Source organism: Methylophaga sp. UBA2496 (assembly GCF_002341635.1).
Classification (GTDB): Bacteria; Pseudomonadota; Gammaproteobacteria; order Nitrosococcales; family Methylophagaceae; genus Methylophaga.
Genome location: NZ_DDOK01000004.1, coordinates 461,150 through 484,936 on the forward strand (window position 1 = coordinate 461,150; position 23,787 = coordinate 484,936).

The window sequence follows — 23,787 nt, forward strand, 5'->3', positions numbered from 1 at the left end:
GCTAAGTCGTCTTAAAACGACAGATTAAACAAATCAGTTATTAATACGGTTAATGCGTTCGACCATTTCCAGTTGGCGTAAACGACGGATAATGCGGGCTAAATGCTGACGATTAGTGACTTCAATGGTTAGCCGCAGATGGGTAAATCCACCGTCGCGTTCGTCAACCATGACATTATCAATATTGGACTCAGCCTCTGAAATCACCGATGCAATGGTCGCCAGTGCACCACGTTGATTGCGTAAATGCATCATCAAATCCACCGGAAAATCACGGTTAATTTCTTTGGCCCAGGCGACATCCAGCCATTTTTCATTCTGCTCACGTAAATGCGTAGTGTTTTTGCAGCTGCGCTGGTGAATGATAATGCCACGACCTGCACTGACAAAACCGTGAATCGGATCACCCGGGATCGGATGACAGCAGCGGGCAAAATTCACCACCATGCCTTCCGTACCGGCAATCAACAACGCCTGTGGTTCTTTATTCGGTGTTTCTTCCTGCAGCAGCTTTTGTGCAACCAGTAAGGCGGATATATTCCCCAGCCCAAGATCGCTTAATAATTTATCAAAATTATCCAGCTCATATTCTTTCAATAAAGCATTAATACGTTTGATTGGAATATTTTCCAGTGCAGTGGAAAACGCTGTCAGGTGTTTGTTCAGAAGACGCTGCCCAAGCTGAATCGCCTCTTCACCCTGCAGATGTTTCAGATAGTTGCGAATATTGGTGCGCGCTTTAGGGGTCACCACAAAATTCAGCCAGGCCGGATTCGGGTGTGACGTCGGAGAAGTGATTATCTCGACAGATTGTCCGGTTTCCAGTTGCGAGCTTAATGGCACCAGATGACGACCCACCCGAGCAGCAACACAGCTGTTACCCACATCAGAATGTACGGCATAAGCAAAATCGACGGCTGTAGAACCGCGAGGCAACGTTAAAATCTCACCTCTTGGAGTGGAAACATAAATCTCATCCGGGAATAAATCGATACGCAGATTTTCCAGAAATTCCATCGAATCGCCAGAACCTTTCTGCATTTCCAGAATGCCTTGCAACCACTGTCGGGCTTTACGATGCGCCAGGGTATTGCCGGCGGCCTCACCCGATTTATAAAGCCAATGAGCAGCCACCCCGGCTTCTGCCAATTGATCCATATCACGGGACCGTATCTGCACTTCTATCGGCACCCCATAAGGACCAAACAATACGGTATGCAATGATTGATAGCCATTGGCTTTGGGAATCGCAATATAATCTTTGAACTTGCCCTGCACCGGTTTGTACAGGTTATGTACTACGCCAAGCATGCGATAGCAGGCATCCACATCATCAACAATGATACGGAAAGCATAGACGTCCATGACTTCTGAAAACGACAGCTGTTTGCTGACCATTTTCTTGTAAATACTGTAAAGATTTTTCTCGCGGCCCTGAATATCGGCACTGAGACCTTCCTGTTCCATTCGGTTAAGAATAGATGCGGTAATCTGACTGACGATTTCCTTACGATTACCGCGTGCTTTACGGATAGCATCGCCCAATACACGATATCGAATCGGATACAGCACATGGAAGCCCAGATCTTCCAGTTCACAGCGCATCAGATTCATTCCCAATCGCTGGGCTATCGGGGCATAAATTTCTAAGGTTTCATTGGCAATCCGGCGACGTTTTTCCGGTCGCAAATGACCCAGCGTACGCATATTGTGCAGCCGGTCAGCCAGTTTGACGATGATAACCCGGATATCCCGCGACATCGCCAGCAACATTTTTCGCAGATTTTCTGCCTGAGCGTGTTGGCGGGTTTCAAATGCGGCCTGCGCCAGTTTGGTCACACCCTCGACCAGTTCAGCAACCGGCTCACCAAACTCGGCAATGACATCACGCTTAGACATTTCCGTGTCTTCAATAACATCATGTAGCAAACCGGCCATGATGCATTCATAATCCATATGCATCATTGCCAGAACATGCGCAACTGCCAGGGGATGGGTGATATAACGCTCACCACTGCGTCGGGTCTGCCCTTCATGACATTGTTCGGCAAAATGATAAGCTCGCCGGATGGACTCGACCTGATTATTTTCTAAATAATTGGAGGTCGCAAAACACAGATCATCTATCGTGAGCTTAGGCTCAGACTCCTGAATGAAGTCGAGCTCAGAGGCAACAGAAGGTTTTGCGCTCACAATACTTAAATTTCGCTTTGCAGCTCTTCGTCGCTGACAATGCTTTCTTCAGCATGCTGACGAGCTGAGGTTTTGGTTAATATCGTGCGGTCAACCAAACCGGCTGCAATTTCACGCAACGCCAGAACGGTTGGCTTGTCGTTGTCGACTGGCACCATTGCATCATCACCCATGGCAATTTGGCGAGCGCGTTTTGCGGCGACCAAAACCAGCTGGAAGCGGTTATCTACGTTTTCGAGGCAATCTTCTACTGTGGTACGTGCCATGATAATTTGTCCTGTGGTTAAAACATGTAATTTTACGAGAGATGCGCCGCTTAAGCCAGCAAGTCAGCCAATAAGGTACTGTAGTTTGACTGCTGAACAGCCAGTTTGTGCCGACTGGCAACGATAATCGCAGTCAGGCTGGCAAGTGCATGATCAAAGTCATCATTCACGATCAGATAATCAAATTCGACATAATGTGACATTTCGCTCTCAGCATCCCGCATTCTGCGCGAAATTGTCGCTTCATCATCCTGACCACGACCTCTTAAACGTTGTTCAAGCGCTTGTTTGGAGGGTGGCAAAATAAAAATGCTGCTACTGTCAGGAAAGTTTTTTCTGACCTGCTGGCCGCCCTGCCAATCAATCTCCAGGATGACATCATTACCCGCATGCAACTGATGATGCACTGCGGCAGACGACGTACCGTAACTATTATCAAATACGGTGGCGGATTCAAGAAAATCCCCTGCATCACGCATCTTGCTGAAAATATCCTGGCTAACAAAGAAATAATCTTCTCCATCAACCTCACCGGCTCTGGCAGGTCGGGTGGTATGCGAAACCGATAACCGGACATGCGGATCCTGTTTAACCAAAGCCCGCACTAAACTGGTCTTTCCGGCACCTGAAGGCGCCGCCACAATAAATAAACTTCCAGACATTTTGATACCTTGCAGATTGCGCGGTTTCAGTTTTGAAACCTGTATTCACTAAGTCAAAACAATACTGGTTTACGCTTTTTTGTGCCAGTTTTTTGCAAAGCTAAAAGCAGACTGAACGGGGCTTGACTAACCCGCATCGATAATCTTATGGCAACTTCAGCATAGAAAAAATTCTGTATGCTATTCCAAACAAAAATAAATCTCATTATCATTGTAATACATATTAACTACGGAGTGTTCTATGCGTAAAGCAGGTATTTTTCTATGTGTTTGGCTGGGATTAAGCGTATTACTCGTCACAGGTTGCAGCAGTGATTCCCACGATGAAGTTAATCTTTACTCTGCCCGAATTGAATCGCTGATCAAACCGTTGCTGGACGATTTCACCGAAGAAACGGGCATCAAAGTCAATCTGGTTACCGGTAACGCTGATGAGTTATTGCAACGCTTACAAAATGAAGGGCGTAATACACCGGCAGATATTTTATTAACAACCGATGCAGGCCGTTTGCATCGGGCAATGGAAATGGAACTGATACAACCTGTTGAATCAGATACTCTGAAGCAACGTATTCCATCGTCATATCGCCATCCTGAAGATTACTGGTTTGGTTTATCGCTGCGCGCACGTCCGATTATGTATGTGAAAGATCGCGTTGATCCTGCAGAACTTTCAACTTATGAAGCGTTGGTGGAGCCTCGCTGGAACAACAGAATCTGCGTGCGTTCTTCAAGCAATATCTATAACCAGTCAATGGTTGCCTCCATGATTGTTGCAAATGGCGAAGCCGCAACAGAAGACTGGGCAAAAGGACTGGTGGCCAACTTTGCACGCTCGCCGCAAGGTGGTGATCGTGATCAAATTAATGCAGCAGCAGCGGGTCAGTGCGATATCGTGATTGCCAATACCTATTATCTTGCCGGTATGTTAACCAGTAATGACCCCAAGGAAAGAGAAGCCGCTGAAAAGATGGGGGTTTTCTGGCCCAATCAGGATGATCGTGGTGTACATATCAATGTTTCGGGAGCCGCCGTCATTAAAGATGCCAGACATCAGGAAAATGCCATCAGACTGATTGAGTTTCTGACCAGCGATGCTGCCCAGAAATGGTATGCAGAAGCCAATGGTGAATATCCTGTTAGAGCAGATATCGAAAAAGGCGAACTACTGGAACAATGGGGAGAGTTCAAAGCCGATCCTCTGGTCATGGATAAATTAGGTGAATTTAACGCGGATGCACTGCGCTTGATGGATCGTGCAGGTTGGCAATAAGCGTTTCCATGCGTAAAGTTGGCAGTTTTGTCAGACGAACTGCCAATTTTACAATTCCATGTTATCAATAAGCCAATACCGTCCATATCCGCTATTCATTCTGGTAATGGCAATCATATTGTCAATGCCGGTAATAGTGGTATTGGCCCATGTTTTTGTCCCCAGTGGCGATATCTGGCAACACCTGAGCACTACAGTTCTCCCCGACTATATCCGTAATTCTTTATTATTAATGCTGGGGGTGGCCATCGGCACCCTGTTAATTGGGGTAACCACCGCCTGGCTCACGACCATGTGTCAGTTTCCCGGACGCAGTGTTTTTGAATGGGCACTATTACTGCCTATGGCCATGCCCGCCTACATTATTGCCTATACCTATACCGGCATGCTGGATTTTGCCGGGCCGGTACAGATGGCCTTACGTGACTGGTTTGGCTGGCAATATGGTGATTACTGGTTTCCCCAGATCCGTTCATTAAATGGTGCGGTGGCCATGTTGACGCTGGTGCTTTATCCTTATGTTTATCTGCTGAGCCGTGCCGCATTTCTTAATCAATCCATCTGCGTTCTGGATGTCAGTCGAACACTGGGTAACGGGCCGTGGAAAACGTTCTGGCGCGTGGCACTGCCGCTGGCTCGTCCAGCAATCATTGCCGGTTTATCATTGGCTTTAATGGAAACCCTGGCAGATTATGGCACCGTACAGTTTTTTGGTGTCAGCACCTTTACCACCGGTATTTTCCGTACCTGGTTCGGTATGGGCAGTGCCGCTGCGGCAGCTCAGCTGGCTGCCGGACTCATGGTATTTGTGTTTGCCCTGATAATCGTGGAACGCTATTCACGCCGCAAAGCCCGATATCATCACACTAGCCGTCGGCATCAGGATCTACGTCGATTTCAATTAACCGGAAGCCGTGCTTTACTGGCATTTTGTTTTTGTATGTTGATACTCAGTCTGGGCTTTTTATTACCCGCCATACAACTGCTTAGCTGGACCATTCATGTGGCTGATACCGTGATTGATGCCGCATTTATGAGATTACTGATGAACAGTCTTTCACTGGCTGCATTTGCTGCAGTACTGGCATTAGTGTTAGCCATCATAATGGCCTACGCCCAGCGGCTCTATCCCGGTAAATTAGTCAGTGGTGCTGTTCGTGTGGCAGGTATGGGTTATGCCGTTCCGGGTGCCGTTATTGCGGTTGGGGTGATGATTCCTTTTGCCTGGATTGATAATACACTTGATGATCTGGCTCGCAGCCATTTTGACTTTTCCACCGGGTTATTACTCAGCGGAACTCTGGTCGCAGTTACCTTTGCCTACTTGACACGGTTCCTTGCAGTCTCATTACAAACCGTTGACAGTGGTTTGACGCGTATCACGCATTCCATGGATGAGGCTGGCCGATCATTTGGTTTTCGACCATTACAGATTCTCAGGCAGATCCATATCCCGATGTTAAGTGCCTCATTAATGACGGCATTATTGCTGGTATTTGTTGATGTTTTAAAAGAATTACCCGCTACGCTCATTTTGCGACCATTCAACTTTAATACCTTAGCGGTAAAAGCCTATGAGCTGGCTTCCGATGAACGTTTGGCAGAAGCCGCTCCCGCAGCACTGGCTATCGTCATTGCAGGTATTATTCCGGTCATACTACTGAGTAAAACCATTACCCGATCACGCAAGCTTAAAGTGGCAATTGATGAAAACTGATACCACAATGCACATATCCCAATTACAGGTAAACAATATCAGTATCGGCTATGCGGGCAGGCCGGTTGTGGAAGGCGTTTCCTTTCAATTAAAAGACGGTGAGATTGCCTGTTTACTGGGTCCTTCGGGCTGCGGTAAAACCTCAGTATTAAGAGCCATTGCCGGCTTTGAACCGGTTATGCAGGGCAATATTGTATTGCATGGTAAAACGGTCAGCTCCGCTGATTTTTTCCTATCTCCGGAAAAACGCCGAATCGGTATGGTGTTTCAGGACTTTGCTTTGTTTCCACATCTCACTGTCGCGAAAAATATTGGTTTTGGTTTGCAAAAACTGCCGCGAAAACAACGACAGCAACGTGTTGACGAACTGCTTGAATTAGTCGAGTTGGTCGATTCTAAAGATCAATATCCGCATCAACTTTCCGGTGGTCAGCAACAACGCGTGGCACTGGCAAGGGCCATGGCTCCTCGTCCCGATATTCTGTTACTGGATGAACCGTTTTCCAGTATGGACTCCGATTTACGTGAACAACTCGCTCGTGATGTGCGTGACTTACTGCGACGTGATGGTGTGACTGCGATTATGGTGACGCATGATCAGCATGAAGCCTTTGCCATGGCCGATCAGATCGGCGTACTGGGACAAGGTAAACTGCTGCAATGGGGAAATGGTTATGATTTATATCATCGCCCGGCCAGTCGTTTTGTCGCTGATTTTATCGGACAAGGCGTACTTCTCCCCGGAGAGATTATTGCTGATAACAAGGTCAGCACAGAACTGGGCATTGTCAGCGGTAAAATGACGTCCGATGCGGCTACAGGCCAGAAGGTAAATTTGCTGCTACGACCGGATGACATCATCCATGACGATAATAGTCCGTTAAAAGCCGAAATTGTCGCCAGGGCTTTTCGTGGCGCAGTTTATCTCTACACCCTCAAACTGCAAAGTGGCCAACAGATTTTGTGCCTGGTGCAAAGTCATCATCAGCATGAGATCGGTGAATTTCTTGGAATTCGTCTGGAAGCGGACCATTTGGCCGTGTTTTCAGATTTTCCCTGAATACACCACGAAAATATGTGTGAGGTAGTACCAAGGTACTATATCTATTTGCTGCAATATCTATAAATTATGCATCGTAATTCCCATCCCCCCCTGCCCCTGGAGGCGCAAACCTGTATGCAAAAAATCACCCTTATCAAAACCGTGTTGTTGTTTGTAACAGCTTCATTAAGCGTCACTGCTAATGCGGCATCATTATCTTTGACTGGTACAGTAAACTATAACGCTAATGGCTTTAAGGGAACGGTTTCTCAGGTTGAAAATATCAATGATTTTATGCCTGGCGCTTCAGAAGGCTTTTATGCCGCCAAACCTAATCCAAATGCAATGAATGCTGCGCATGTGCAAACCGCAATATCTAAAGCAGGATCCAGCTTTGTGGTAACGGATTTTTTCAAAATTGAAAATCCCGCTTCGAACGATTTGAATACATCTCCACTAGGGCTGTCATTTTCCGGGTTCTTAATGAAATACGGCACAACTACTTTAATTGGTCTTTTCAATACCCCAATTTCCAGCCTGGATTTCTTAACACACGATGGGAAAGACGTTTCACATATTGCCTATTTCAACACCTCTGTTTCAGAAGTACCTTTACCCGCAGCTTTATGGTTATTTGCTCCGGCTTTAATGGGTTTTTTAGGGTTAAGACGTCGCATGATTCAATAAGCTTTCCCCCTTTACACAAAGAGCCGTGTTTATCACGGCTTTTTTTTGCATTTTATTTCTACAGCCAAACTTTTCAATCATGACTGATTTCTTCCGTTGCCGTTGTCGATAAACTTCCTTTTTTCTCTTTCCTTTCGGCGGATCCATTTTAGAATCCACTGAAAATTCTCATGATTTCTTTTAGCACACTCATAGGGGTAGGAAATTTTCATACAAAAAATAGGGAATTAGTACCAAAGTACACTATCCAGGCGATTCACAACGGCCTAAATTATGAGATGTAGTACACAATAATATTAACAACCGCTGGGGGGCATTTTATGAAAATTTCTAGTTATATTAATACGTTGTTGGTTGCATGCCTGACAACATTGTCATTGACGGTTAATGCAGCAACATTATCACTTATAAATCCTGTCAGTTATCCAACAGGAGGTCCTCCGGGTAACACTGGAACCATTTCAACAGTGGTGAATATCACTGACTACATGCCCGGTGCATCGCAAGGTTATTACATAGCCGATGCTATTCCTAATGCGGTGGATGGATCTCAATTACAAACCGCTTTTAATGCAGCAGGTGTCGGTTTCACTGTCACTGACTTTACTAAAATTGAACCACCTCCTGCAGGTAATATGTTTGACTCTTCATCGCTGGGCCTTGCATTTGAAGGCTTTTTAATGAAAGTCGGGAATTTTACTCTGGTAGGTTTATTCGATACGCCCATTACCTCATTGTTTTATAACAATGACGGACTCTTAGGGATCTCGCATGTGGCCTACTTCAATACTTCTCCTGTATCAGCTGTGCCAATTCCTGCTGCACTGTGGTTATTTGCCCCAGCATTATTAGGCTTTCTGAGCTTCAGACGCCGCCTTGTCAAATAAGGCACTTCATCATCATTCAAAGCCGTGCCCAGCACGGCTTTTTTTTATCTTTCACTCTGACAACCACAAAATCATTTCCCCAGAACATAAGGATTCTTAACAACATGTAAAAATATCAACATACCACTCATAATAGTTGCTATGGTCTTGCTAAACTTCAAAAAAGAAACCATCCCCAATGAACAAATCCAAACCCTGAACAGATGAAAAGTTATATTTATTGGATTGTGAATAGCTGAACATGATGAATTGTCTACAATTTGGCTTAGCCCCTTTTCAGCTTTTATTTATCAGGCTCTTATGGCTATTCATATTACTTATTCCAGCGACCGGTATTGCCCAGCAACAATTTGCGGGGCAGTGGTATGAAGTCGACTCTGAATGGCAATTTCCTGAGCAGCCTGTTAAGTCCATTAATGCGCCAGCACTGACCGGCGGGCAATTTGTCTTCAATTCATCTTTCGAAATCACAGATTCAGATCAAACCATTGTCATTGATTTTAAAAATGCCAGTGTATTAGGTCATTTTCATCACTATATCTCCAATGCGACAGGGAATATTGTTGCCGAAGCGAGAGGGGGAATTGAGTCGGAAGTAAAAAATACGTTTTTTATGCGTCATGGACGAGAATTCAAACTTCCCCCTGGTCGATATCAGCTCACGACACAATTGGTTTCTCCCTATTTTATTGCTGAGCCTCAGCCTTATTGGGACACATTGTCACATTACCGCGAGGCCATAAAATGGGGCAGTGTCATTACGCTGGTCAGCATGGGCGTATTGATCAGTCTTGGAGTGTATTACAGCATTCTGGCGTTAGTCCGAAGACGCACCACTGAAATCATGTATACCTTTTTTATCTTGATGAATGTGATTTACAACGGTACTGCCCTGTTAATTACCCCTGACCTGTTCAATATCCATTGGTTTTATTTTGTCGGTGGTCCTATTTTATTAAGTAACTTTGCCTATATCCTGTTTGCCAAGCATTTATTACAGATAAGGGCTGATACTCACCCCAAACTGGATCTCCTGGCCAAACTGTTTTTGCTGATACTTGCTGTGCTACTTGCTACCGCCATATTCAATAAACACCTGATCATCGAATGTGCCCGCTATGGTGTCGGTTTAATGATGCTTTATGGATTGATTGCTGCACTGGTGCGAGCCTTTGAAGGTTATAAAATCGCCTATTTTTATCTGGTAGCTATTGCCACCTTCTTTGTTATTGGCTCAATAGCCATTTCCAGCAAGGATCTGGAAGGCGTCTACACTATCTATATTGAGCATATTGGTCTGTTAGCTGTAACAGTGGAAGTGCTGCTGATTGGCTTGGTTCTGGGCTACCAGTTCGCCGAAGTTTATCGTGAAAAAGAACGTAACCTGGTATTGGTACAGCACAGTTTGCAAATTGCCCATCATGATGCATTGACTGGTCTCCCTAATCGTTATGCCCTGGATATTTCCATGGAAAAACTGCCAGAAAACGGGATGTTAACGTTACTGGACATGGATAACCTGAAGCTTTATAACGACACCTTCGGGCATCTGAAAGGTGACGAAATGCTGCAGATGTTTGCCCGAATCCTGTCTGAAAAACTTGGAAATCTGGGGGTACTGCACCGTATGGGAGGTGATGAGTTTGCCATCACCAGTAATAGTATTTCCTATGCAGAAAATATCAGAGAGGTCATTTCAGAAACCATCAGTTACATGCGACAGAACGGATTTGAAAAAGCCGGCGTCAGTCATGGCTCAGCGAATATGGTAGAAAGCATCAATATTAATGAGCTCAGAGTACTGGCAGATAAACGCATGTATCATCAAAAACGTACTAATAACCGTCAATGGGCTTAGAACAGGCCTGAGAAATGCTTAATAAAAAAGAACGCTACCATTGTCTGCTGACCATCAGATGCAGCCAAACAGCCTCATTACGTAACTGGGCATCATTGCCGAACGGTAATTCAGGATTGGTGTATTCCACCTTTTTACGGAAATCGTACTCAATTCCTCCAAAAAGCGTCCATTGTGAGTTGTACTTGTAGCTACCGCCAAAAGTCAGGTGATGGTCGAAAATACCGGCAACCACAGGGTTGGTATGTTCTTTGGGAATCGGGTTTTTACCGTAGTTATATCCTGCATATAAAGTCAGTTTATCGTTGTATTGATAGGCCATACCAGTGGCAAAAACCAATTGATTATCCCAGTTCATGGTTGAAGTACTGTTAATGTCAGCTAAACCAGCGATGGAAGGATCCGTCGCCCTTAACTCGGTCTTTTTCATCGCATCAGACCAGTTTATCCAGTTTAGTTTTAGCGATAGCAGCAGTTTGTCATTCATCTGATAGGCGGCGCCAACACCAATCTCTTCTGGTAAAGCCAGTCCTTTCAATGAAACATCATCGTATTTCACCACTCCGAGTCCGGCGCCGGTCATATTAAGTTTAAGTTCACCATCCGTTAACGGCAGCTCTGTTTTACCTGTATAAGTTGCCGCTAAAGTAAGTCTGGGAGTTGCCCGGTATTGAATACCTAATTTAAAGCTGGTGCGTAAACTGCTGGCATCTTCAATCTCGATACCCGCGAATGTTGGCGGTGCAGAGGTATCAGCAAAGATCTTTTGTTCCGCCTGCGCATAAACCAAACCGAAACTACCGCCGACTGACCATTTATTATTGACTTCACATCCTATGCCACCGGTCAGCTTGCCCACGGCAAACAAGCCCGAATAGTCATCTTGCGTACCAAAAGCCGTATTCAGGTTTTCAAACACTCCGCCTGAACCGCCTTGTGCAAATAGCCCTGCCCCGACAGTACACGCTATCGTTTCCAGTTTCTGTGCATAGCCCATCCCGCCCAAACCGGTGTAGAGATTACTGGCATGCCGGTCATTACCGAATTGATCCTCATGCGATAAATCCGTTATCCGCAGTAAGGAACCGTAAGTATCAAAATGTTTGTTATGGATTTGAGTCAGGCCGGCCGGATTGGTGTTCAACGCACTGGTATCACGGGCAACAGCTATATCCGCACCCGCCATTAAAGTGGACTCAGCGCCAAAACCAATTAGATTAATACCGTTAGTGGCATGGCTGGCACCAGCAAAAAGCGCTAGAGAACATAGTAATATTTTTTTCATTGGATGCTCATAAATCCGCTGCGCTTTTCATTCGGCCATTCAGCGTTATTTTAAAGGCAAAACGCTTTATCGACGTTCTGAAGATACAACTCAGTAGCGGCCAAAACTATGGTTTATTTAGAGTTGGTTATGTGATTAATCAAACAACGATTTGTCATCAGGCAAGGAAAAATTGCCAGAATATTCCGTGCTTATTATCTTGAGGAATTATTCGATGTTCTGGATCTGTTCCCGCATCTGTTCGATCAATACTTTCAAATCGACGGAATAACGTGTGGTATCGGTATCAATGGATTTGGATCCCAAGGTATTCGCCTCACGGTTGAGTTCCTGCATCAGGAAATCCAGTCGGCGGCCAACCGGTTCATCACGCTGCAGAACGCGTTTGACTTCATCCACATGACTTTGCAAGCGATCCAGCTCTTCGGCGACATCACTTTTCTGGGCGATCAATACAATCTCTTGCTCAAGTCTTTCGGGCTCCAGTGTGACTTCAAGCTCTGCAGCTTTTTGTAACAGACGTTGGCGCTGTTGCTCGAGGATCTCTGGCATACGCTGTTTTACCGCTTCAGCGATTTGCAAAATTTCTTCGCAACGCTGCTGGATCATTTCTGCTAATGCCTGCCCCTCCCTTTCTCTGCCACTGATAAAGTCCGCCAACGCAATGTTCAAAGCATCCACGGCCTGTTGTTTCAATGCCGTTAAATCAACTTGTTCTGTATCGGCGACACCAGGCCATTGCAATAACCGTAACGGATCAAGCGGCATGGTCTGACCTGCCATTTGTGTCAGTTGATCACAGGCATTAATAACCGATTGCGCCAGATTTTCATTAATATTCAGCGCCGTTTGCTGCTGAGAAGGATGATATCGCAGGGTGGCTTCTATCTTGCCGCGCGCCATGCGTTCAGCAAAAATTTTACGGATATCTATTTCCAGCGGTCGAAATGATTCTTCCAGTCGCAAAGCAAGCTCTAAATAACGGTGATTAACGGATCGGACTTCCCAGATAAGCGTACCGAGTTCAGTTACTTGTTCCTGGCGGGCAAAGGCGGTCATGCTTCGTATCACGGTAATTTTCCTGTAGCGGTTAAGCGCCTATGGTAACGAAAACTCAACGTAAAAAGCACGCGTGAGTTGGTTGGCATCAGTATAATCATTGTATTTTACGTAAAGGATAAAGCAGATGCGTCCAAGTGGCCGACAACCCGATCAACTCCGCGAGATCAGTATTACCCGCAACTACACAAAACATGCGGAAGGCTCGGTGCTGGTCGAGTTTGGTGACACCAAAGTGTTATGCACAGCCTCGGTTGAAGAACGTATACCGCCATTCTTACGCGGCATGGGTGAAGGTTGGATTACCGCCGAATACGGTATGCTACCGCGTTCTACAGGTTCACGAATGCAACGTGAAGCGGCCCGCGGTAAACAAGGTGGGCGCACCATGGAAATTCAGCGATTGATTGGGCGTTCTTTACGTGCAGCGATTGATTTAAAAGCGCTGGGCGAGCGAACGATCACCATTGACTGTGATGTCATCCAGGCTGATGGTGGCACACGTACCGCTTCCATTACCGGTGCCTTTGTAGCGTTACATGATGCGATTGACTATTTAATTAAAATGCGCAAAATCAAGAAAAGTCCCTTGCATGGTCAAGTAGCTTCTGTTTCAGTAGGTATTCACAATGGTACTGCCGTTCTGGATCTCGATTATGCGGAAGACTCCAATGCCGAAACGGACATGAATGTTGTGATGAATGACGCCGGGGCATATATTGAGTTACAGGGCACTGCGGAAGGTCATGCCTTCAGGACGGATGAACTGCAGTCCATGCTGGCTCTTGCTACAACAGGGATTGAACAACTGATGACTAAACAACGCGAGGCATTGGCAAACTGATGTCTAAAATCGTTCTGGCCAGCGGCAATATCGGTAAGCTGAGAGAGCTATCACAGATCCTCAGTCCTTTGGGTTTAGAGCTGATCGCACAATCTGATTTGAATGTTCCTGAAGCCGATGAAACAGGTCTCAGTTTCGTTGAAAATGCGCTCATTAAAGCCCGTAATGCATCGCTGCTGACTGGTTTACCGGCGATTGCCGATGATTCCGGAATTGAAGTTGATGCATTACATGGTGCGCCGGGCATTTTTTCATCACGTTATGCCGGGCCGGATGCCTCCGATACCGATAATATCCAGGCATTGCTCGAGGCAATGAAAGATGTGCCCGAAACGGAACGAACGGCCCGCTTTCAATGTGTGGTGGTATTTATGCGTCATGCCGAAGATCCTACTCCACTGATTTGTCAGGGAAGTTGGCAGGGACAAATCCTGCAGTCACCACTAGGTGATGAAGGGTTTGGATATGACCCTATATTTTGGGTGGCCGAAACCGATTGCACAGCGGCAGAGCTTTCACCTGAACAGAAACATGCGATTAGTCATCGTGGTAAAGCCATGCGTCAATTTATGGAAGAATTTAAATATACCCGTCATCAACCTTAATCGACATCACATGTTCACAACGCATTCAATACCACAGTTATTCAGCCTTGCAGACTAAAACCATTCAGGCTGATAGTGCCATGTTCAACTTCACTGCTTTGCCACCGCTAAGCCTGTATATCCATGTGCCCTGGTGCGTACGTAAATGCCCCTATTGCGATTTTAATTCACATCAGGCCGGTGAAACGATTCCTGAAACAGCCTATATCGACGCATTGATACGGGATCTCGAACAGGATCTTCCTCTGGTCTGGGGACGTACAATTCAAAGCATATTTATCGGCGGTGGTACCCCCAGTCTGTTCAGTGCTGAAGCCTACGACCGCTTATTTTCCGCTTTGCGTGCGTTATTGCCTATCCGTGCCGATGCGGAGATTACTCTGGAAGCCAACCCCGGTACCTTTGAAGCTGCCAGGTTCACCGACTATCGTGCCGTTGGTATTAATCGTTTATCAATCGGCATTCAAAGTTTTAATGGTGACTCATTGACAGCCTTAGGCCGTATTCATGATGGCAAACAGGCTATTCGTGCAGCAGAAATTGCACATCACGCCGGCTTTGATAATTTCAATCTGGATTTAATGTTTGGCCTGCCCAAACAAACCGCAGAACTTGCCAGAAAAGATGTGGAAATGGCGATTACCCTTGAACCAACTCATATTTCCTATTATCAGCTGACCATTGAACCCAATACTTTTTTTCATCAGTCACCACCACCATTACCGGATGATGAACCGATCAATGACTGGCAACTCGCCAATCAGCAACGGCTTGCTGAAGCAGGCTATCTGCAATATGAAGTGTCGGCCTATGCCAAAAAAGGCTGCCAGAGCCGTCACAATCTCAACTACTGGCAGTTTGGTGATTATCTGGGTATCGGAGCCGGAGCTCACGGTAAAGTCTCCAATGCGGCCACACAGTCCATTGAACGTATCGTTAAACAAAAACAGCCCCAAGCCTATCTGGATCTGGTCGATAGTCCACAACGTATTCTGAAACAAGAACAGGTTGGCATTAATGACATTGGGTTTGAGTTTATGCTTAATGCATTACGGTTGACGGATGGTTTTGCCCCATCATTATTTATGCAACATTGTGGGATGCCGTTGGCGACGATAAAGAACCAACTCGCTGAAGCTGAAGAACGGGGATTGATTGAGTATTCCGTTAAGTGGATTCGACCTACGGAATTAGGTCAACGTTATTTAAACAGTTTAATTGAACTATTTTTGCCGCAATAATATGCTGGCACAGGTATTTAAGGGAGTCACCACCATGCTGCAACGCCATCTTCTGGCTGCGGGAATCACATTATTAATGACCATGCCATTACAGGCTGATGTTTTATCCATTGCCGAACCCACCTATAACACCCCGAATTCCGAGTCTGGTGTGCTTCGTCCTACACGTGGGATGACGATGCAACAAGTCGAACAGAAATTTGGGACAGCAGAGCAGCAATTTGCCCCAAAAGGCACACCAGCCATTACACGCTGGCAATATTCGCAGTTTGATGTGTACTTTGAAAACCAGCTGGTGATTCACTCGGTGGTTCAGCGAAAACCAGAGTAGCGAAGCAAGGTATTTAAGTCTCGCCCAGAAAACGGCGTTTTGCCCATGCCGGTAATGTGCCGACCCTGGCATGATGAAGTGAATCCATTTCAATCACAATCAATATCAGCACACTGACCAATGTCGGCAAAAAGCTCAGTCCTCCGACAAAGGCAAAAGCCGCCTCTTTCATCAAACCAAGATAGGTATAACTCAACCAACCCAACACAGCAATGCTGACAACCACCGTTAATACAATGGCAAAGAAAAAGCTCCAGCGCCGGGCGATCTGCCAATGTATATAGACAAACTCACTCTCCTCACGTTTGATACGACTGGCTCGTATAAACGTGTAACCGAGAAACAAAAACGATAACAACGGCACCAGCACTATAAACTCAAAATAACTCTTGCCGGTTGCGGCAATCGCCGTAAACAGCAGGATATGATTCGCAATCAGATTAGTTAAAAAGATATCGTGCGGCATTCTGGCCGCCGTTCTTTCATGTTCCTCTGGTGCCGTTATTTCAGTCATATTATCTGGCCAGGTTGTTGATGATCGCCTCGCGTACTGAGTCCAATGTAGCATTTACGGTAATCACAGGTGAACTACTTTGCTTGATGGCAATATCCGGATCTTTGAGACCGTGGCCTGTCAGTGTACAGACAACGGTACTTCCTTCTGGAATCTTACCGGTTTGAATATCACGCAAAGCACCAGCGACGGATGTTGCGGAAGCGGGTTCGCAGAAAATACCTTCTTTTTCGGCCAGTAATTTCTGAGCGGCCAATATTTCGTCATCAGAACATTCATCAAACCAGCCCTGCGATTCTTCTTTAACTTTCCAGGCCATATCCCAGCTTTGTGGATGACCGATGCGAATTGCTGTCGCAACTGTTTCTGGATCATCCACCATGGCACCACGCATAAACGGCGCGCTACCATTTGCCTGATAACCGACCATTTTGGGGCGATTACCGACAATAGCCCCACCGGCATATTTACAATGTCCATGGCAGTAGGCACAAGCTTCGGTGACATGATCGCCGCTGGCTGATGAGTACTCACAATAGCCAATCCAGTGCGCGGTGATATTACCGGCATTACCCACTGGCAGACAATGATAATCGGGAGCACGTCCCAGCTCTTCAATAATCTCAAACGCCGCAGTTTTCTGACCTTGCAGACGATATGGGTTAATTGAATTCACAATGGTGACCGGAGCATGTTCTGCTACATCTTTGACTAATTGCATACCTTCATCAAAGTTACCTTTGATTTGAATCACAACAGCATTGTGCATCATGGCCTGAGCCAGTTTACCCTGGGCGATTTTGCCATCCGGAATAATGACGAATGCGGTAATACCGGCACGCGCCGCATAAGCCGCCGCAGCAGCAGACGTATTACCGGTAGAAGCACAGATAATCGCTTTACTGCCCTCTTCGACGGCTTTCGTTACTGCCATGGTCATACCACGATCTTTGAAAGATCCGGTTGGGTTCAGACCTTCATATTTGACGTAAATATCAACATCTTTACCAATTAGTTTGGGGATATTGTTCAGCTTTAATAAAGGCGTATTACCTTCACCAAGACTGATAAGACGAGTGTCATCGTTGACCGGTAAACGGTCACGGTAACGATCAATCAAGCCAGTGTAGCGTGGACGAAATGGCATAAATGTTTCCTCTTTAATTCTTTAACGGGCGTTTAAATCAGCCCAGCGATTCCATGCGAATACGCATGATCGCATCCTTAACAGTGTCTAATGCTTCGATTTGAGCGATAGCTTCATCCATATTTTTCTCAACTACCGGTTGGGTCAGCATGATGATCGGCACGGTACCTTCTTCTTCTTCCGGTTGTTTTTGTAATATCGCTTCGATATTGATGTCCTGCTCACTAAAAATGCGGGTAATGTCTGCCAACACGCCGGGTTTGTCTTCCGTGTTGATTCGCAGGTAGTAAGAAGTAATTACTTCAGACATTGGCAAGATTGGTGTGTCCTTTAACGAATCAGGCTGGAAAGCCAGATGCGGTACACGATTTTCCGGATCCGTGGTCAAGGCTCGAACAATATCCACGATATCTGCAACCACGGCTGATGCAGTCGGCTCAGCACCGGCACCGGCTCCATAGTACAACGTTGGTCCTACCGCATCGCCTTTTACTACCACGGCATTCATTACACCATTTACGTTAGCAATCAAACGACGTTTTGGAATTAATGTCGGATGAACCCGCAGCTCAACCCCTTGTGCTGTTTTTTTGGCAATCCCCAGATGTTTGATGTGATAGCCCAATTCTTCAGCGTACTGCACATCTTCCTGGGAAATTTTGCTGATGCCTTCGGTATAGGCTTTATAAAACTGTAACGGAATACCAAATGCAATAGAGGCCATGATGGTCAGCTTGTGTGCCGCATCAATGCCTTCGACATCAAATGTCGGATCCGCTTCGGCATAACCCAGCGCCTGGGCTTCAGCCAGTACATCGGCAAAGTTACGGCCTTTATCACGCATCTCGGTAAGGATGAAGTTGCCGGTTCCATTAATGATACCTGCCAACCATTCAATCCGGTTTGCTGCCAGACCTTCGCGGATGGCTTTAATAATAGGAATACCGCCAGCTACCGCCGCTTCAAAAGCAATGGTGACGCCTTTTTCCTGAGCCTTGGCAAACAGCTCATTACCATGCATGGCGATTAACGCTTTGTTGGCAGTAACAACGTGTTTGCCGTTTTCAATCGCTTGCATCACTAAATCGCGGGCAATACCAGTGCCACCAATCAATTCAACGACAATCTGAATTTCCGGGTCATTGACGACTGAAAAAGCATCATCGGTTAAATCAATACCAGTGAGGTCACAGGTTTTGGGTGAATCCAGATTTTTATCCGCTGCACGCGTAATTTCGATACCACGGCCAGCGCGACGGCTAATTTCTTTAGAATTTCGCTTTAAAACACTGACAGTACCGCTACCAACAGTGCCTAAGCCAAGAATACCAATTTTGACTGATTGCACTTTTTGCCCCCTAACCTTTTTTCATCATGTCACGGATACCACGGATTGCCTGCCGGGTACGGTGCTGATTTTCAATCAGTCCGAAACGCACATATTCATCGCCGTATTCACCAAATCCGATACCCGGAGATACGGCCACCTTAGCTTCTTTAAGCAGTTTCTTACTGAATTCCAGAGACCCCATTTCACGGAATTGTTCCGGAATTTTCGCCCATACAAACATGGTTGCTTTTGGTTTTTCTACAGGCCAACCAATCGCATTCAACCCTTCACACAACACATCACGGCGTTGTTTATAGGTTTCAACAATTTCAGCCACACACTCTTGCGGCCCATCCAGAGCCGTAATGGCTGCCACCTGAATCGGCGTAAACATACCGTAATCCAGATAGGACTTCATCCTGGCCAGTGCCGCAACCAATGTAGGATTACCTGACATAAAGCCTACACGCCATCCGGGCATATTGTAGGTTTTAGATAAGGTATAAAACTCCACAGCTACATCAATCGCGCCGGGGATCTGCAAAATGGATGGCGCTTTATAACCATCAAAGGTGATCTCACCATACGCCAAATCATGGACAACCCAAATCTGATGCTCTTTGGCAAAATCAACAACACGTTGGAAAAAGTCCAGATCCACACATTGCGTAGTAGGATTGCCCGGAAAATTCAGCACCAGCATTTTCGGTTTCGGCCAGGAATCCTTAACCGATTTTTCCAGTTCCGCAAAAAAATCGACATCCGGTGTTAACGGCACATGACGAATATCTGCGCCAGCAATCACAAATCCATATGGATGAATCGGATAGGCAGGATTGGGGACCAATACTGCGTCGCCAGGTCCAACGGTTGCCAATGCCAGATGCGCCAAACCTTCTTTGGAGCCGATGGTCACGATGGTTTCGGAGTCCGGATCAAGGGTCACATCATATTTGCGCTGATACCAGTCGCAGATGGCTTTACGCAGACGTGGAATACCTCTGGAAACGGAGTAACGATGGGTGTCCGGTCTTTGCGCAGCTTCGACTAATTTTTCTACAATGTGCGCGGGCGCCGGTTTATCCGGGTTCCCCATACCAAAGTCGATAATATCTTCACCGCGCGCACGCGCTTTTGCCTTCAAATCATTTACAATGTTGAAAACGTATGGCGGAAGACGCTTGATTCTGGGAAATTCGTCGTTCAACTGAGCACCTGCTATTAGCTAAAACGGTTGGCAAACCAAGCAAAATAACTGAAAATCATTCACACTTCAAATTGATTTAATACAGTGGATTAATATGAGTCAACAAGACCAATTGTACACGACGATCATTAATGATCTCCAAAAGGGAAAACTGGTGTTGCCTACACTGCCTGAGGTAGCCCTCAAGGTTCGTGAAGTTGCCAATAATCCAGACGTAACTGCAGTGCAGCTCGCCGATGTAATTACAACTGATGCAGCCCTATCTGCCCGGCTTTTAAAAGTGGCAAACAGTCCATTATATCGCGGTCGAGTCGAAGTTGAATCGGTGCAAACGGCGGTTACCAGGCTTGGGATTCCAATGATACGCAACCTGGTGACCAGCCTGGTAATGGAACAAATGTTCCGTCCTACCAATAAGCGACTGGAAAACAGAATGCGCGATTTATGGCAACACAGCATCGAAGTTGCCGCAGCAAGTCAGGTCATTGCATCCAAACACCCCCATATTGCAAACGATGAAGCGCTACTTGCAGGCCTGCTCCATGAAATTGGTGCATTACCGATTTTGATGAAAGCCGCCGATATGCCTGAACTGCTGGAAGATACTCGCCGTCTGGACACATTGATTGAGAATCTGTATCCAAAAATTGGTGCTGCGATTCTGAAAAGCTGGGATTTCCCGGAAACTCTCGTCACTGTTGCAGCAGAACATGCCAATCTTAATCGCAACAGCCAGAACGGTCCGGATCTGACTGACGTAGTTCAGGTCGCCAACCTGCAAAGCTACTTTAATACCAGTAAAGCGTTGGATCCAAACACAAGGGATAAAGTATTGTCTTTCCAGAAACTGGGCATTGATACCGGTATAAGCGTGGTGGAGCTGGATGAAAACAGTGAAGAATATGCTGCTGCATTAGCTTTATTCCAAAACTTCTAAAAAGCCTCATTACATCCCAAAAGGCCCGTTGTTCGATACAACGGGCTTTTTTGTACTTATCATACTCATCCCTGCCGTTTCAGTCGGATGACGTTGAAAATCCCCCTAAACGTATTCGTTTATATATCTGGTTTATGGGTGACGTTTGCGAAGGCTATCTACACTCCAGGCACCACCGCCAGCAACAAACAGGTACAAAAAGATAAAACTGAATAATGCCGCTAGCTCACCATTATTGAGCAATGGCCAGAATGCCTGCGGCGCGTGGGCAATAAAATAGGCCACGGCCATTTGTCCCGACAAAATAAACGCTACCGGCCGGGTGAAAAGGCCGATGAGGATCAAAAAGCCACCAACGATTTCCAATACACCGGCAACACCGGATAGCGTAAACAAATCAAATTCATAACGTTGTGGTGCCGGAAATCCAAATAATTTTTGTCCACCATGCTGCATAAACATAAATGCAGTCACGATTCGCAGAATACTCAATACACGTGGTTGCCACGCTGCATAAAAACCGTCCATTCGCTCTCTCCTTTGCGTTAAGTCTTCACAGCTAATGAATTGATTAGACTCGTTTATCTTCTTAATTGAAGTCGGTGTAATCGTTTAGTCCTTCTTACAAAGAACTCAGGCGAATAGTAGCAGCAATCAAGTACAAATATATAGCGTGCCGGTTGTCCTGCTAACGGTTCAATTTGCAGTAAACGTAAGAATTTTTATGATTTGATTAATGCGGTTAATAATTTCATCGTCGCTTTTTCATCCAGACTGAGAAATTTCCCACGGTAACGTTTAAATTGGCGACGAAAATAACCCAGGGTTTTGCCCGCAATGTGGTCAAACCATACGTATGGTTTTGCCGGGTATAGCTGGCACTGCCTGGTCGGAAAAACGCATCATCCAGCATTCGGGTCATGCAGGCGAGCACGGTGATTTGATCAATCGGTTTTCGTTGGATATGTTGCCCGGTTACCCGCCGCATGGTTTCCAATTGTTCGGCAAATCGCAAAATGCGTTTGAACTTCTGTTCGCTGGCCGTTTCGACCCAGTTCGGATTATAGATATATTGTTTTCGGCCCTGATTATCCCGTCCAGTCACTATAACTTTGGCATCGCGATCCTGCTGAATTTCAACCTCTTCCCATGCAGGTGGAATAGCGAGACTTTTTATCCAGCGTTTTAAGGCGGCGTTCTTAACTGTTTTACCATTGGCATAACGATAACTGAACGTTTTGCCATGGGGTTTTCTGTAGATAACCGAATGACTCATGGTGATTGCAAATCCGTAATACTGAATCTGGCGCTATCATGACATGAGTGCTTAACACAGACTTTAATGCAGATTATGTCTGTGGGGATTATTCTGCTACCAGTATTTCTGATTTATAAAAAGCGCCGCTATCAACCGCCAATTTATTGGTCAGCTTTGGCAATAACTTGTTCATCGTTTCCATTAACTGCCAAGGGGGATTAATCACGATCATGCCCGATGCGGTCATGCCGCGCTCGTCAGAATCGGCAGTGACCGCTAACTCAAAACGTTGAATATTTTTGATGCCACTTTTACTAAATTGTTTTTCCAGGCGAGTGATTCGACTTCGTTCAACCACTGGATACCAGATGGCATAGCTGCCAGTAGGGAATTTTGCATAAGCTTTTTCGATTGTTTGAAATACCAAATCGTAATCAGATTTGATTTCATAAGATGGATCAATCAATACCAATCCACGTCGTGAAACCGGTGGCAATAAAGACAATAAGCCTTTTAAACCATCTTCACGCATCACCCGTGCCCGCTTCACTTTTTGGGTATTTTGTAATAAAAGACCGGCATCTTCGGGATGCAACTCATACAACCAGGTCCGATCCTGACGCCGCATACAATGCAGAGCAATAAACGGAGAACCAGGATAATACTCCAGCGATTTACCAGAGTTAACAGCATCAATCACAGCAAAATACGTGGCCAGTTCCGGCCAGTCAGCCACCTTTAATTTAGCAATACCATTCTGGTATTCCTGTAGTTTCTCAGCATGAGCTGAAGCCAGATGATAAAGGCCAGCCCCAGCATGGGTGTCTATGTAGTCAAAGGCTTTTTCTTTTTTACCGAGGTGCTGCAAAATCTCAATTAAGACAATATGTTTGAGCACGTCAGCAAAGTTGCCAGCATGAAAGGAATGGCGGTAGCTTAGCAAGTGAGATCCTGATTATGTGTTGAGAGATGAATTGCGTAGCAGCAAATTACGCTGAGTAAACGGATTTGGCAAAATAATTTCCGTTAACGTTTATCTGAGACATGGTTAATTCCGTCATTAACTCTAACCTCACCCAACTCAAAAGGATTCACCCCTTCCAGACAGGCGAGATTAAAGCCAAAGAAGTCGGGATTTGCTCGGGTCTGGTGATGGGTATAAATGCCACAAATCGAACAAAAATAATGCTTGGCCGTCATGGTATTAAATTGATACGAAGAGAGCTTATCGGCCCCTTTGGTAATTTGCAGGGAAGACATCGTAACATACGCTGCGATAGCGCCCTTTCTCCGACACATGGAACAATCACAACGACGAGGATCTTCAATACCATTTGGCAAATGCACAACAAATTCAACCTCACCACAATGGCAACTGCCTTTATGGTAGGGCTGAATTTCGGTGTTTCCTATTTTAGAGATCATTGCATTGCTGGCGCTTGTT

The 23,787-nt window shown here is 45.8% G+C and carries 24 protein-coding genes; 11 read left to right on the forward strand and 13 right to left on the reverse strand.

The window, feature by feature from the left end; genetic code table 11:
- Positions 1–33 precede the first annotated feature (33 nt).
- From B2W60_RS05440 to gmk, 3 genes are read right to left on the reverse strand one after another with little or no spacing between them, the layout of a single operon-like run.
- Positions 34–2,154 carry a RelA/SpoT family protein gene (locus B2W60_RS05440; RefSeq protein WP_339612385.1) on the reverse strand — a complete coding sequence of 707 codons (2,121 nt, stop codon included), beginning with the start codon at positions 2,152–2,154 and terminating at the stop codon, positions 34–36.
- Between the two features lie 44 nt (positions 2,155–2,198).
- Entirely contained in the window at positions 2,199–2,459 is a 261-nt protein-coding gene (gene rpoZ / locus B2W60_RS05445; RefSeq protein WP_292362229.1) for a DNA-directed RNA polymerase subunit omega, read from the reverse strand.
- A 50-nt stretch (positions 2,460–2,509) separates the two neighbouring features.
- Positions 2,510–3,121 carry a guanylate kinase gene (gmk, locus tag B2W60_RS05450; RefSeq protein ID WP_292362228.1) on the reverse strand — a complete coding sequence of 204 codons (612 nt, stop codon included), beginning with the start codon at positions 3,119–3,121 and terminating at the stop codon, positions 2,510–2,512.
- A gap of 241 nt (positions 3,122–3,362) precedes the next feature.
- Between gmk and B2W60_RS05455 the strand changes: the two genes are divergently transcribed.
- From B2W60_RS05455 to B2W60_RS05480, 6 genes are all read left to right on the forward strand, one after another.
- Entirely contained in the window at positions 3,363–4,394 is a 1,032-nt protein-coding gene (locus B2W60_RS05455; RefSeq protein ID WP_292362227.1) for a Fe(3+) ABC transporter substrate-binding protein, read from the forward strand.
- 106 nt (positions 4,395–4,500) lie between these two features.
- Positions 4,501–6,111: an ABC transporter permease gene (locus B2W60_RS05460; RefSeq protein WP_292363962.1), complete on the forward strand. Its 1,611-nt coding sequence runs from the start codon at positions 4,501–4,503 to the stop codon at positions 6,109–6,111.
- The gene (locus tag B2W60_RS05465; protein WP_414673264.1) at positions 6,101–7,171 is read left to right on the forward strand and encodes an ABC transporter ATP-binding protein; all 1,071 of its coding nucleotides are present in this window, start codon (positions 6,101–6,103) and stop codon (positions 7,169–7,171) included. Before B2W60_RS05460 ends, B2W60_RS05465 begins: the two co-directional genes overlap by 11 nt.
- A gap of 117 nt (positions 7,172–7,288) precedes the next feature.
- Entirely contained in the window at positions 7,289–7,840 is a 552-nt protein-coding gene (locus B2W60_RS05470; protein WP_292362225.1) for a VPLPA-CTERM sorting domain-containing protein, read from the forward strand.
- Between the two features lie 320 nt (positions 7,841–8,160).
- On the forward strand, positions 8,161–8,727 hold the full coding sequence (locus tag B2W60_RS05475) for a hypothetical protein (protein ID WP_292362224.1): 567 nt from the start codon (positions 8,161–8,163) through the stop codon (positions 8,725–8,727).
- A gap of 241 nt (positions 8,728–8,968) precedes the next feature.
- Positions 8,969–10,585: a GGDEF domain-containing protein gene (locus B2W60_RS05480; RefSeq protein WP_292362222.1), complete on the forward strand. Its 1,617-nt coding sequence runs from the start codon at positions 8,969–8,971 to the stop codon at positions 10,583–10,585.
- A 34-nt stretch (positions 10,586–10,619) separates the two neighbouring features.
- Here the strand turns inward: B2W60_RS05480 and B2W60_RS05485 are convergent, their stop codons facing one another.
- Both B2W60_RS05485 and B2W60_RS05490 read right to left on the reverse strand, forming a co-directional pair.
- Entirely contained in the window at positions 10,620–11,870 is a 1,251-nt protein-coding gene (locus tag B2W60_RS05485; RefSeq protein ID WP_292362221.1) for an OmpP1/FadL family transporter, read from the reverse strand.
- A 207-nt stretch (positions 11,871–12,077) separates the two neighbouring features.
- A complete protein-coding gene (locus B2W60_RS05490; RefSeq protein WP_292362656.1) occupies positions 12,078–12,929 on the reverse strand; it encodes a YicC/YloC family endoribonuclease in 852 nt (283 codons plus the stop codon).
- Positions 12,930–13,056: 127 nt separating this feature from the next.
- On the opposite strand from B2W60_RS05490, the gene rph reads away from it, so the two are divergent.
- From rph to B2W60_RS05510, 4 genes are all read left to right on the forward strand, one after another.
- Positions 13,057–13,773, forward strand: coding sequence for a ribonuclease PH (gene rph, locus B2W60_RS05495; RefSeq protein ID WP_292362220.1), 717 nt, complete (start codon positions 13,057–13,059; stop codon positions 13,771–13,773).
- Complete coding sequence (gene rdgB / locus B2W60_RS05500) at positions 13,773–14,378, forward strand: RdgB/HAM1 family non-canonical purine NTP pyrophosphatase (protein ID WP_292362219.1); 606 nt, start codon at positions 13,773–13,775, stop codon at positions 14,376–14,378. Before rph ends, rdgB begins: the two co-directional genes overlap by 1 nt.
- An 80-nt stretch (positions 14,379–14,458) precedes the next feature.
- Positions 14,459–15,619 carry a radical SAM family heme chaperone HemW gene (gene hemW / locus B2W60_RS05505; protein WP_292362655.1) on the forward strand — a complete coding sequence of 387 codons (1,161 nt, stop codon included), beginning with the start codon at positions 14,459–14,461 and terminating at the stop codon, positions 15,617–15,619.
- A gap of 34 nt (positions 15,620–15,653) precedes the next feature.
- The gene (locus B2W60_RS05510; RefSeq protein ID WP_292362218.1) at positions 15,654–15,950 is read left to right on the forward strand and encodes a hypothetical protein; all 297 of its coding nucleotides are present in this window, start codon (positions 15,654–15,656) and stop codon (positions 15,948–15,950) included.
- Positions 15,951–15,963: 13 nt separating this feature from the next.
- Here B2W60_RS05510 and B2W60_RS05515 read toward each other — a convergent pair whose 3' ends face one another.
- The 4 genes from B2W60_RS05515 to alaC are packed head-to-tail and all read right to left on the reverse strand — an operon-like array spanning position 15,964 to position 20,148.
- Positions 15,964–16,464, reverse strand: coding sequence for a hypothetical protein (locus B2W60_RS05515; RefSeq protein ID WP_292362217.1), 501 nt, complete (start codon positions 16,462–16,464; stop codon positions 15,964–15,966).
- Position 16,465: 1 nt separating this feature from the next.
- Entirely contained in the window at positions 16,466–17,611 is a 1,146-nt protein-coding gene (gene thrC, locus B2W60_RS05520) for a threonine synthase (RefSeq protein WP_292362215.1), read from the reverse strand.
- 37 nt (positions 17,612–17,648) lie between these two features.
- Complete coding sequence (locus B2W60_RS05525) at positions 17,649–18,959, reverse strand: homoserine dehydrogenase (protein ID WP_292362214.1); 1,311 nt, start codon at positions 18,957–18,959, stop codon at positions 17,649–17,651.
- A gap of 10 nt (positions 18,960–18,969) precedes the next feature.
- Positions 18,970–20,148, reverse strand: a complete 1,179-nt coding sequence (gene alaC, locus B2W60_RS05530; RefSeq protein ID WP_292362213.1) for an alanine transaminase — start codon at positions 20,146–20,148, stop codon at positions 18,970–18,972.
- Positions 20,149–20,242: 94 nt separating this feature from the next.
- On the opposite strand from alaC, the gene B2W60_RS05535 reads away from it, so the two are divergent.
- Positions 20,243–21,085, forward strand: a complete 843-nt coding sequence (locus B2W60_RS05535; RefSeq protein ID WP_292362212.1) for an HDOD domain-containing protein — start codon at positions 20,243–20,245, stop codon at positions 21,083–21,085.
- A gap of 132 nt (positions 21,086–21,217) precedes the next feature.
- Here B2W60_RS05535 and B2W60_RS05540 read toward each other — a convergent pair whose 3' ends face one another.
- The 4 genes from B2W60_RS05540 to B2W60_RS05555 all read right to left on the reverse strand — a co-directional run bounded on the left by B2W60_RS05540 (position 21,218) and on the right by B2W60_RS05555 (position 23,768).
- Positions 21,218–21,613, reverse strand: coding sequence for a DoxX family protein (locus tag B2W60_RS05540; protein ID WP_292362211.1), 396 nt, complete (start codon positions 21,611–21,613; stop codon positions 21,218–21,220).
- Positions 21,614–21,836: 223 nt separating this feature from the next.
- Entirely contained in the window at positions 21,837–22,361 is a 525-nt protein-coding gene (locus B2W60_RS05545) for a hypothetical protein (protein ID WP_292362210.1), read from the reverse strand.
- Positions 22,362–22,449: 88 nt separating this feature from the next.
- The gene (locus B2W60_RS05550; protein WP_292362209.1) at positions 22,450–23,286 is read right to left on the reverse strand and encodes a 23S rRNA (adenine(2030)-N(6))-methyltransferase RlmJ; all 837 of its coding nucleotides are present in this window, start codon (positions 23,284–23,286) and stop codon (positions 22,450–22,452) included.
- A gap of 83 nt (positions 23,287–23,369) precedes the next feature.
- Entirely contained in the window at positions 23,370–23,768 is a 399-nt protein-coding gene (locus B2W60_RS05555; protein ID WP_292362208.1) for a GFA family protein, read from the reverse strand.
- Between the last annotated feature and the right edge of the window lie 19 nt (positions 23,769–23,787).

What these genes read in the sequence shown, in the direction of transcription:
- B2W60_RS05510 (WP_292362218.1), top strand. Translation starts at nt 15,654, where the DNA reads ATGCTGCAACGCCATCTTCTGGCTGCGGGAATCACATTATTAATGACC.
- rpoZ (WP_292362229.1), bottom strand. Translation starts at nt 2,459, where the DNA reads ATGGCACGTACCACAGTAGAAGATTGCCTCGAAAACGTAGATAACCGC.
- B2W60_RS05470 (WP_292362225.1), top strand. Translation starts at nt 7,289, where the DNA reads ATGCAAAAAATCACCCTTATCAAAACCGTGTTGTTGTTTGTAACAGCT.
- thrC (WP_292362215.1), bottom strand. Translation starts at nt 17,611, where the DNA reads ATGCCATTTCGTCCACGCTACACTGGCTTGATTGATCGTTACCGTGAC.
- B2W60_RS05455 (WP_292362227.1), top strand. Translation starts at nt 3,363, where the DNA reads ATGCGTAAAGCAGGTATTTTTCTATGTGTTTGGCTGGGATTAAGCGTA.
- B2W60_RS05490 (WP_292362656.1), bottom strand. Translation starts at nt 12,929, where the DNA reads ATGACCGCCTTTGCCCGCCAGGAACAAGTAACTGAACTCGGTACGCTT.
- hemW (WP_292362655.1), top strand. Translation starts at nt 14,459, where the DNA reads ATGTTCAACTTCACTGCTTTGCCACCGCTAAGCCTGTATATCCATGTG.
- rph (WP_292362220.1), top strand. Translation starts at nt 13,057, where the DNA reads ATGCGTCCAAGTGGCCGACAACCCGATCAACTCCGCGAGATCAGTATT.
- B2W60_RS05475 (WP_292362224.1), top strand. Translation starts at nt 8,161, where the DNA reads ATGAAAATTTCTAGTTATATTAATACGTTGTTGGTTGCATGCCTGACA.
- B2W60_RS05465 (WP_414673264.1), top strand. Translation starts at nt 6,101, where the DNA reads ATGAAAACTGATACCACAATGCACATATCCCAATTACAGGTAAACAAT.
- B2W60_RS05540 (WP_292362211.1), bottom strand. Translation starts at nt 21,613, where the DNA reads ATGGACGGTTTTTATGCAGCGTGGCAACCACGTGTATTGAGTATTCTG.
- B2W60_RS05480 (WP_292362222.1), top strand. Translation starts at nt 8,969, where the DNA reads ATGATGAATTGTCTACAATTTGGCTTAGCCCCTTTTCAGCTTTTATTT.
- rdgB (WP_292362219.1), top strand. Translation starts at nt 13,773, where the DNA reads ATGTCTAAAATCGTTCTGGCCAGCGGCAATATCGGTAAGCTGAGAGAG.
- B2W60_RS05460 (WP_292363962.1), top strand. Translation starts at nt 4,501, where the DNA reads ATGGCAATCATATTGTCAATGCCGGTAATAGTGGTATTGGCCCATGTT.
- B2W60_RS05535 (WP_292362212.1), top strand. Translation starts at nt 20,243, where the DNA reads ATGAGTCAACAAGACCAATTGTACACGACGATCATTAATGATCTCCAA.
- gmk (WP_292362228.1), bottom strand. Translation starts at nt 3,121, where the DNA reads ATGTCTGGAAGTTTATTTATTGTGGCGGCGCCTTCAGGTGCCGGAAAG.
- B2W60_RS05545 (WP_292362210.1), bottom strand. Translation starts at nt 22,361, where the DNA reads ATGAGTCATTCGGTTATCTACAGAAAACCCCATGGCAAAACGTTCAGT.
- B2W60_RS05555 (WP_292362208.1), bottom strand. Translation starts at nt 23,768, where the DNA reads ATGATCTCTAAAATAGGAAACACCGAAATTCAGCCCTACCATAAAGGC.
- B2W60_RS05485 (WP_292362221.1), bottom strand. Translation starts at nt 11,870, where the DNA reads ATGAAAAAAATATTACTATGTTCTCTAGCGCTTTTTGCTGGTGCCAGC.
- B2W60_RS05515 (WP_292362217.1), bottom strand. Translation starts at nt 16,464, where the DNA reads ATGACTGAAATAACGGCACCAGAGGAACATGAAAGAACGGCGGCCAGA.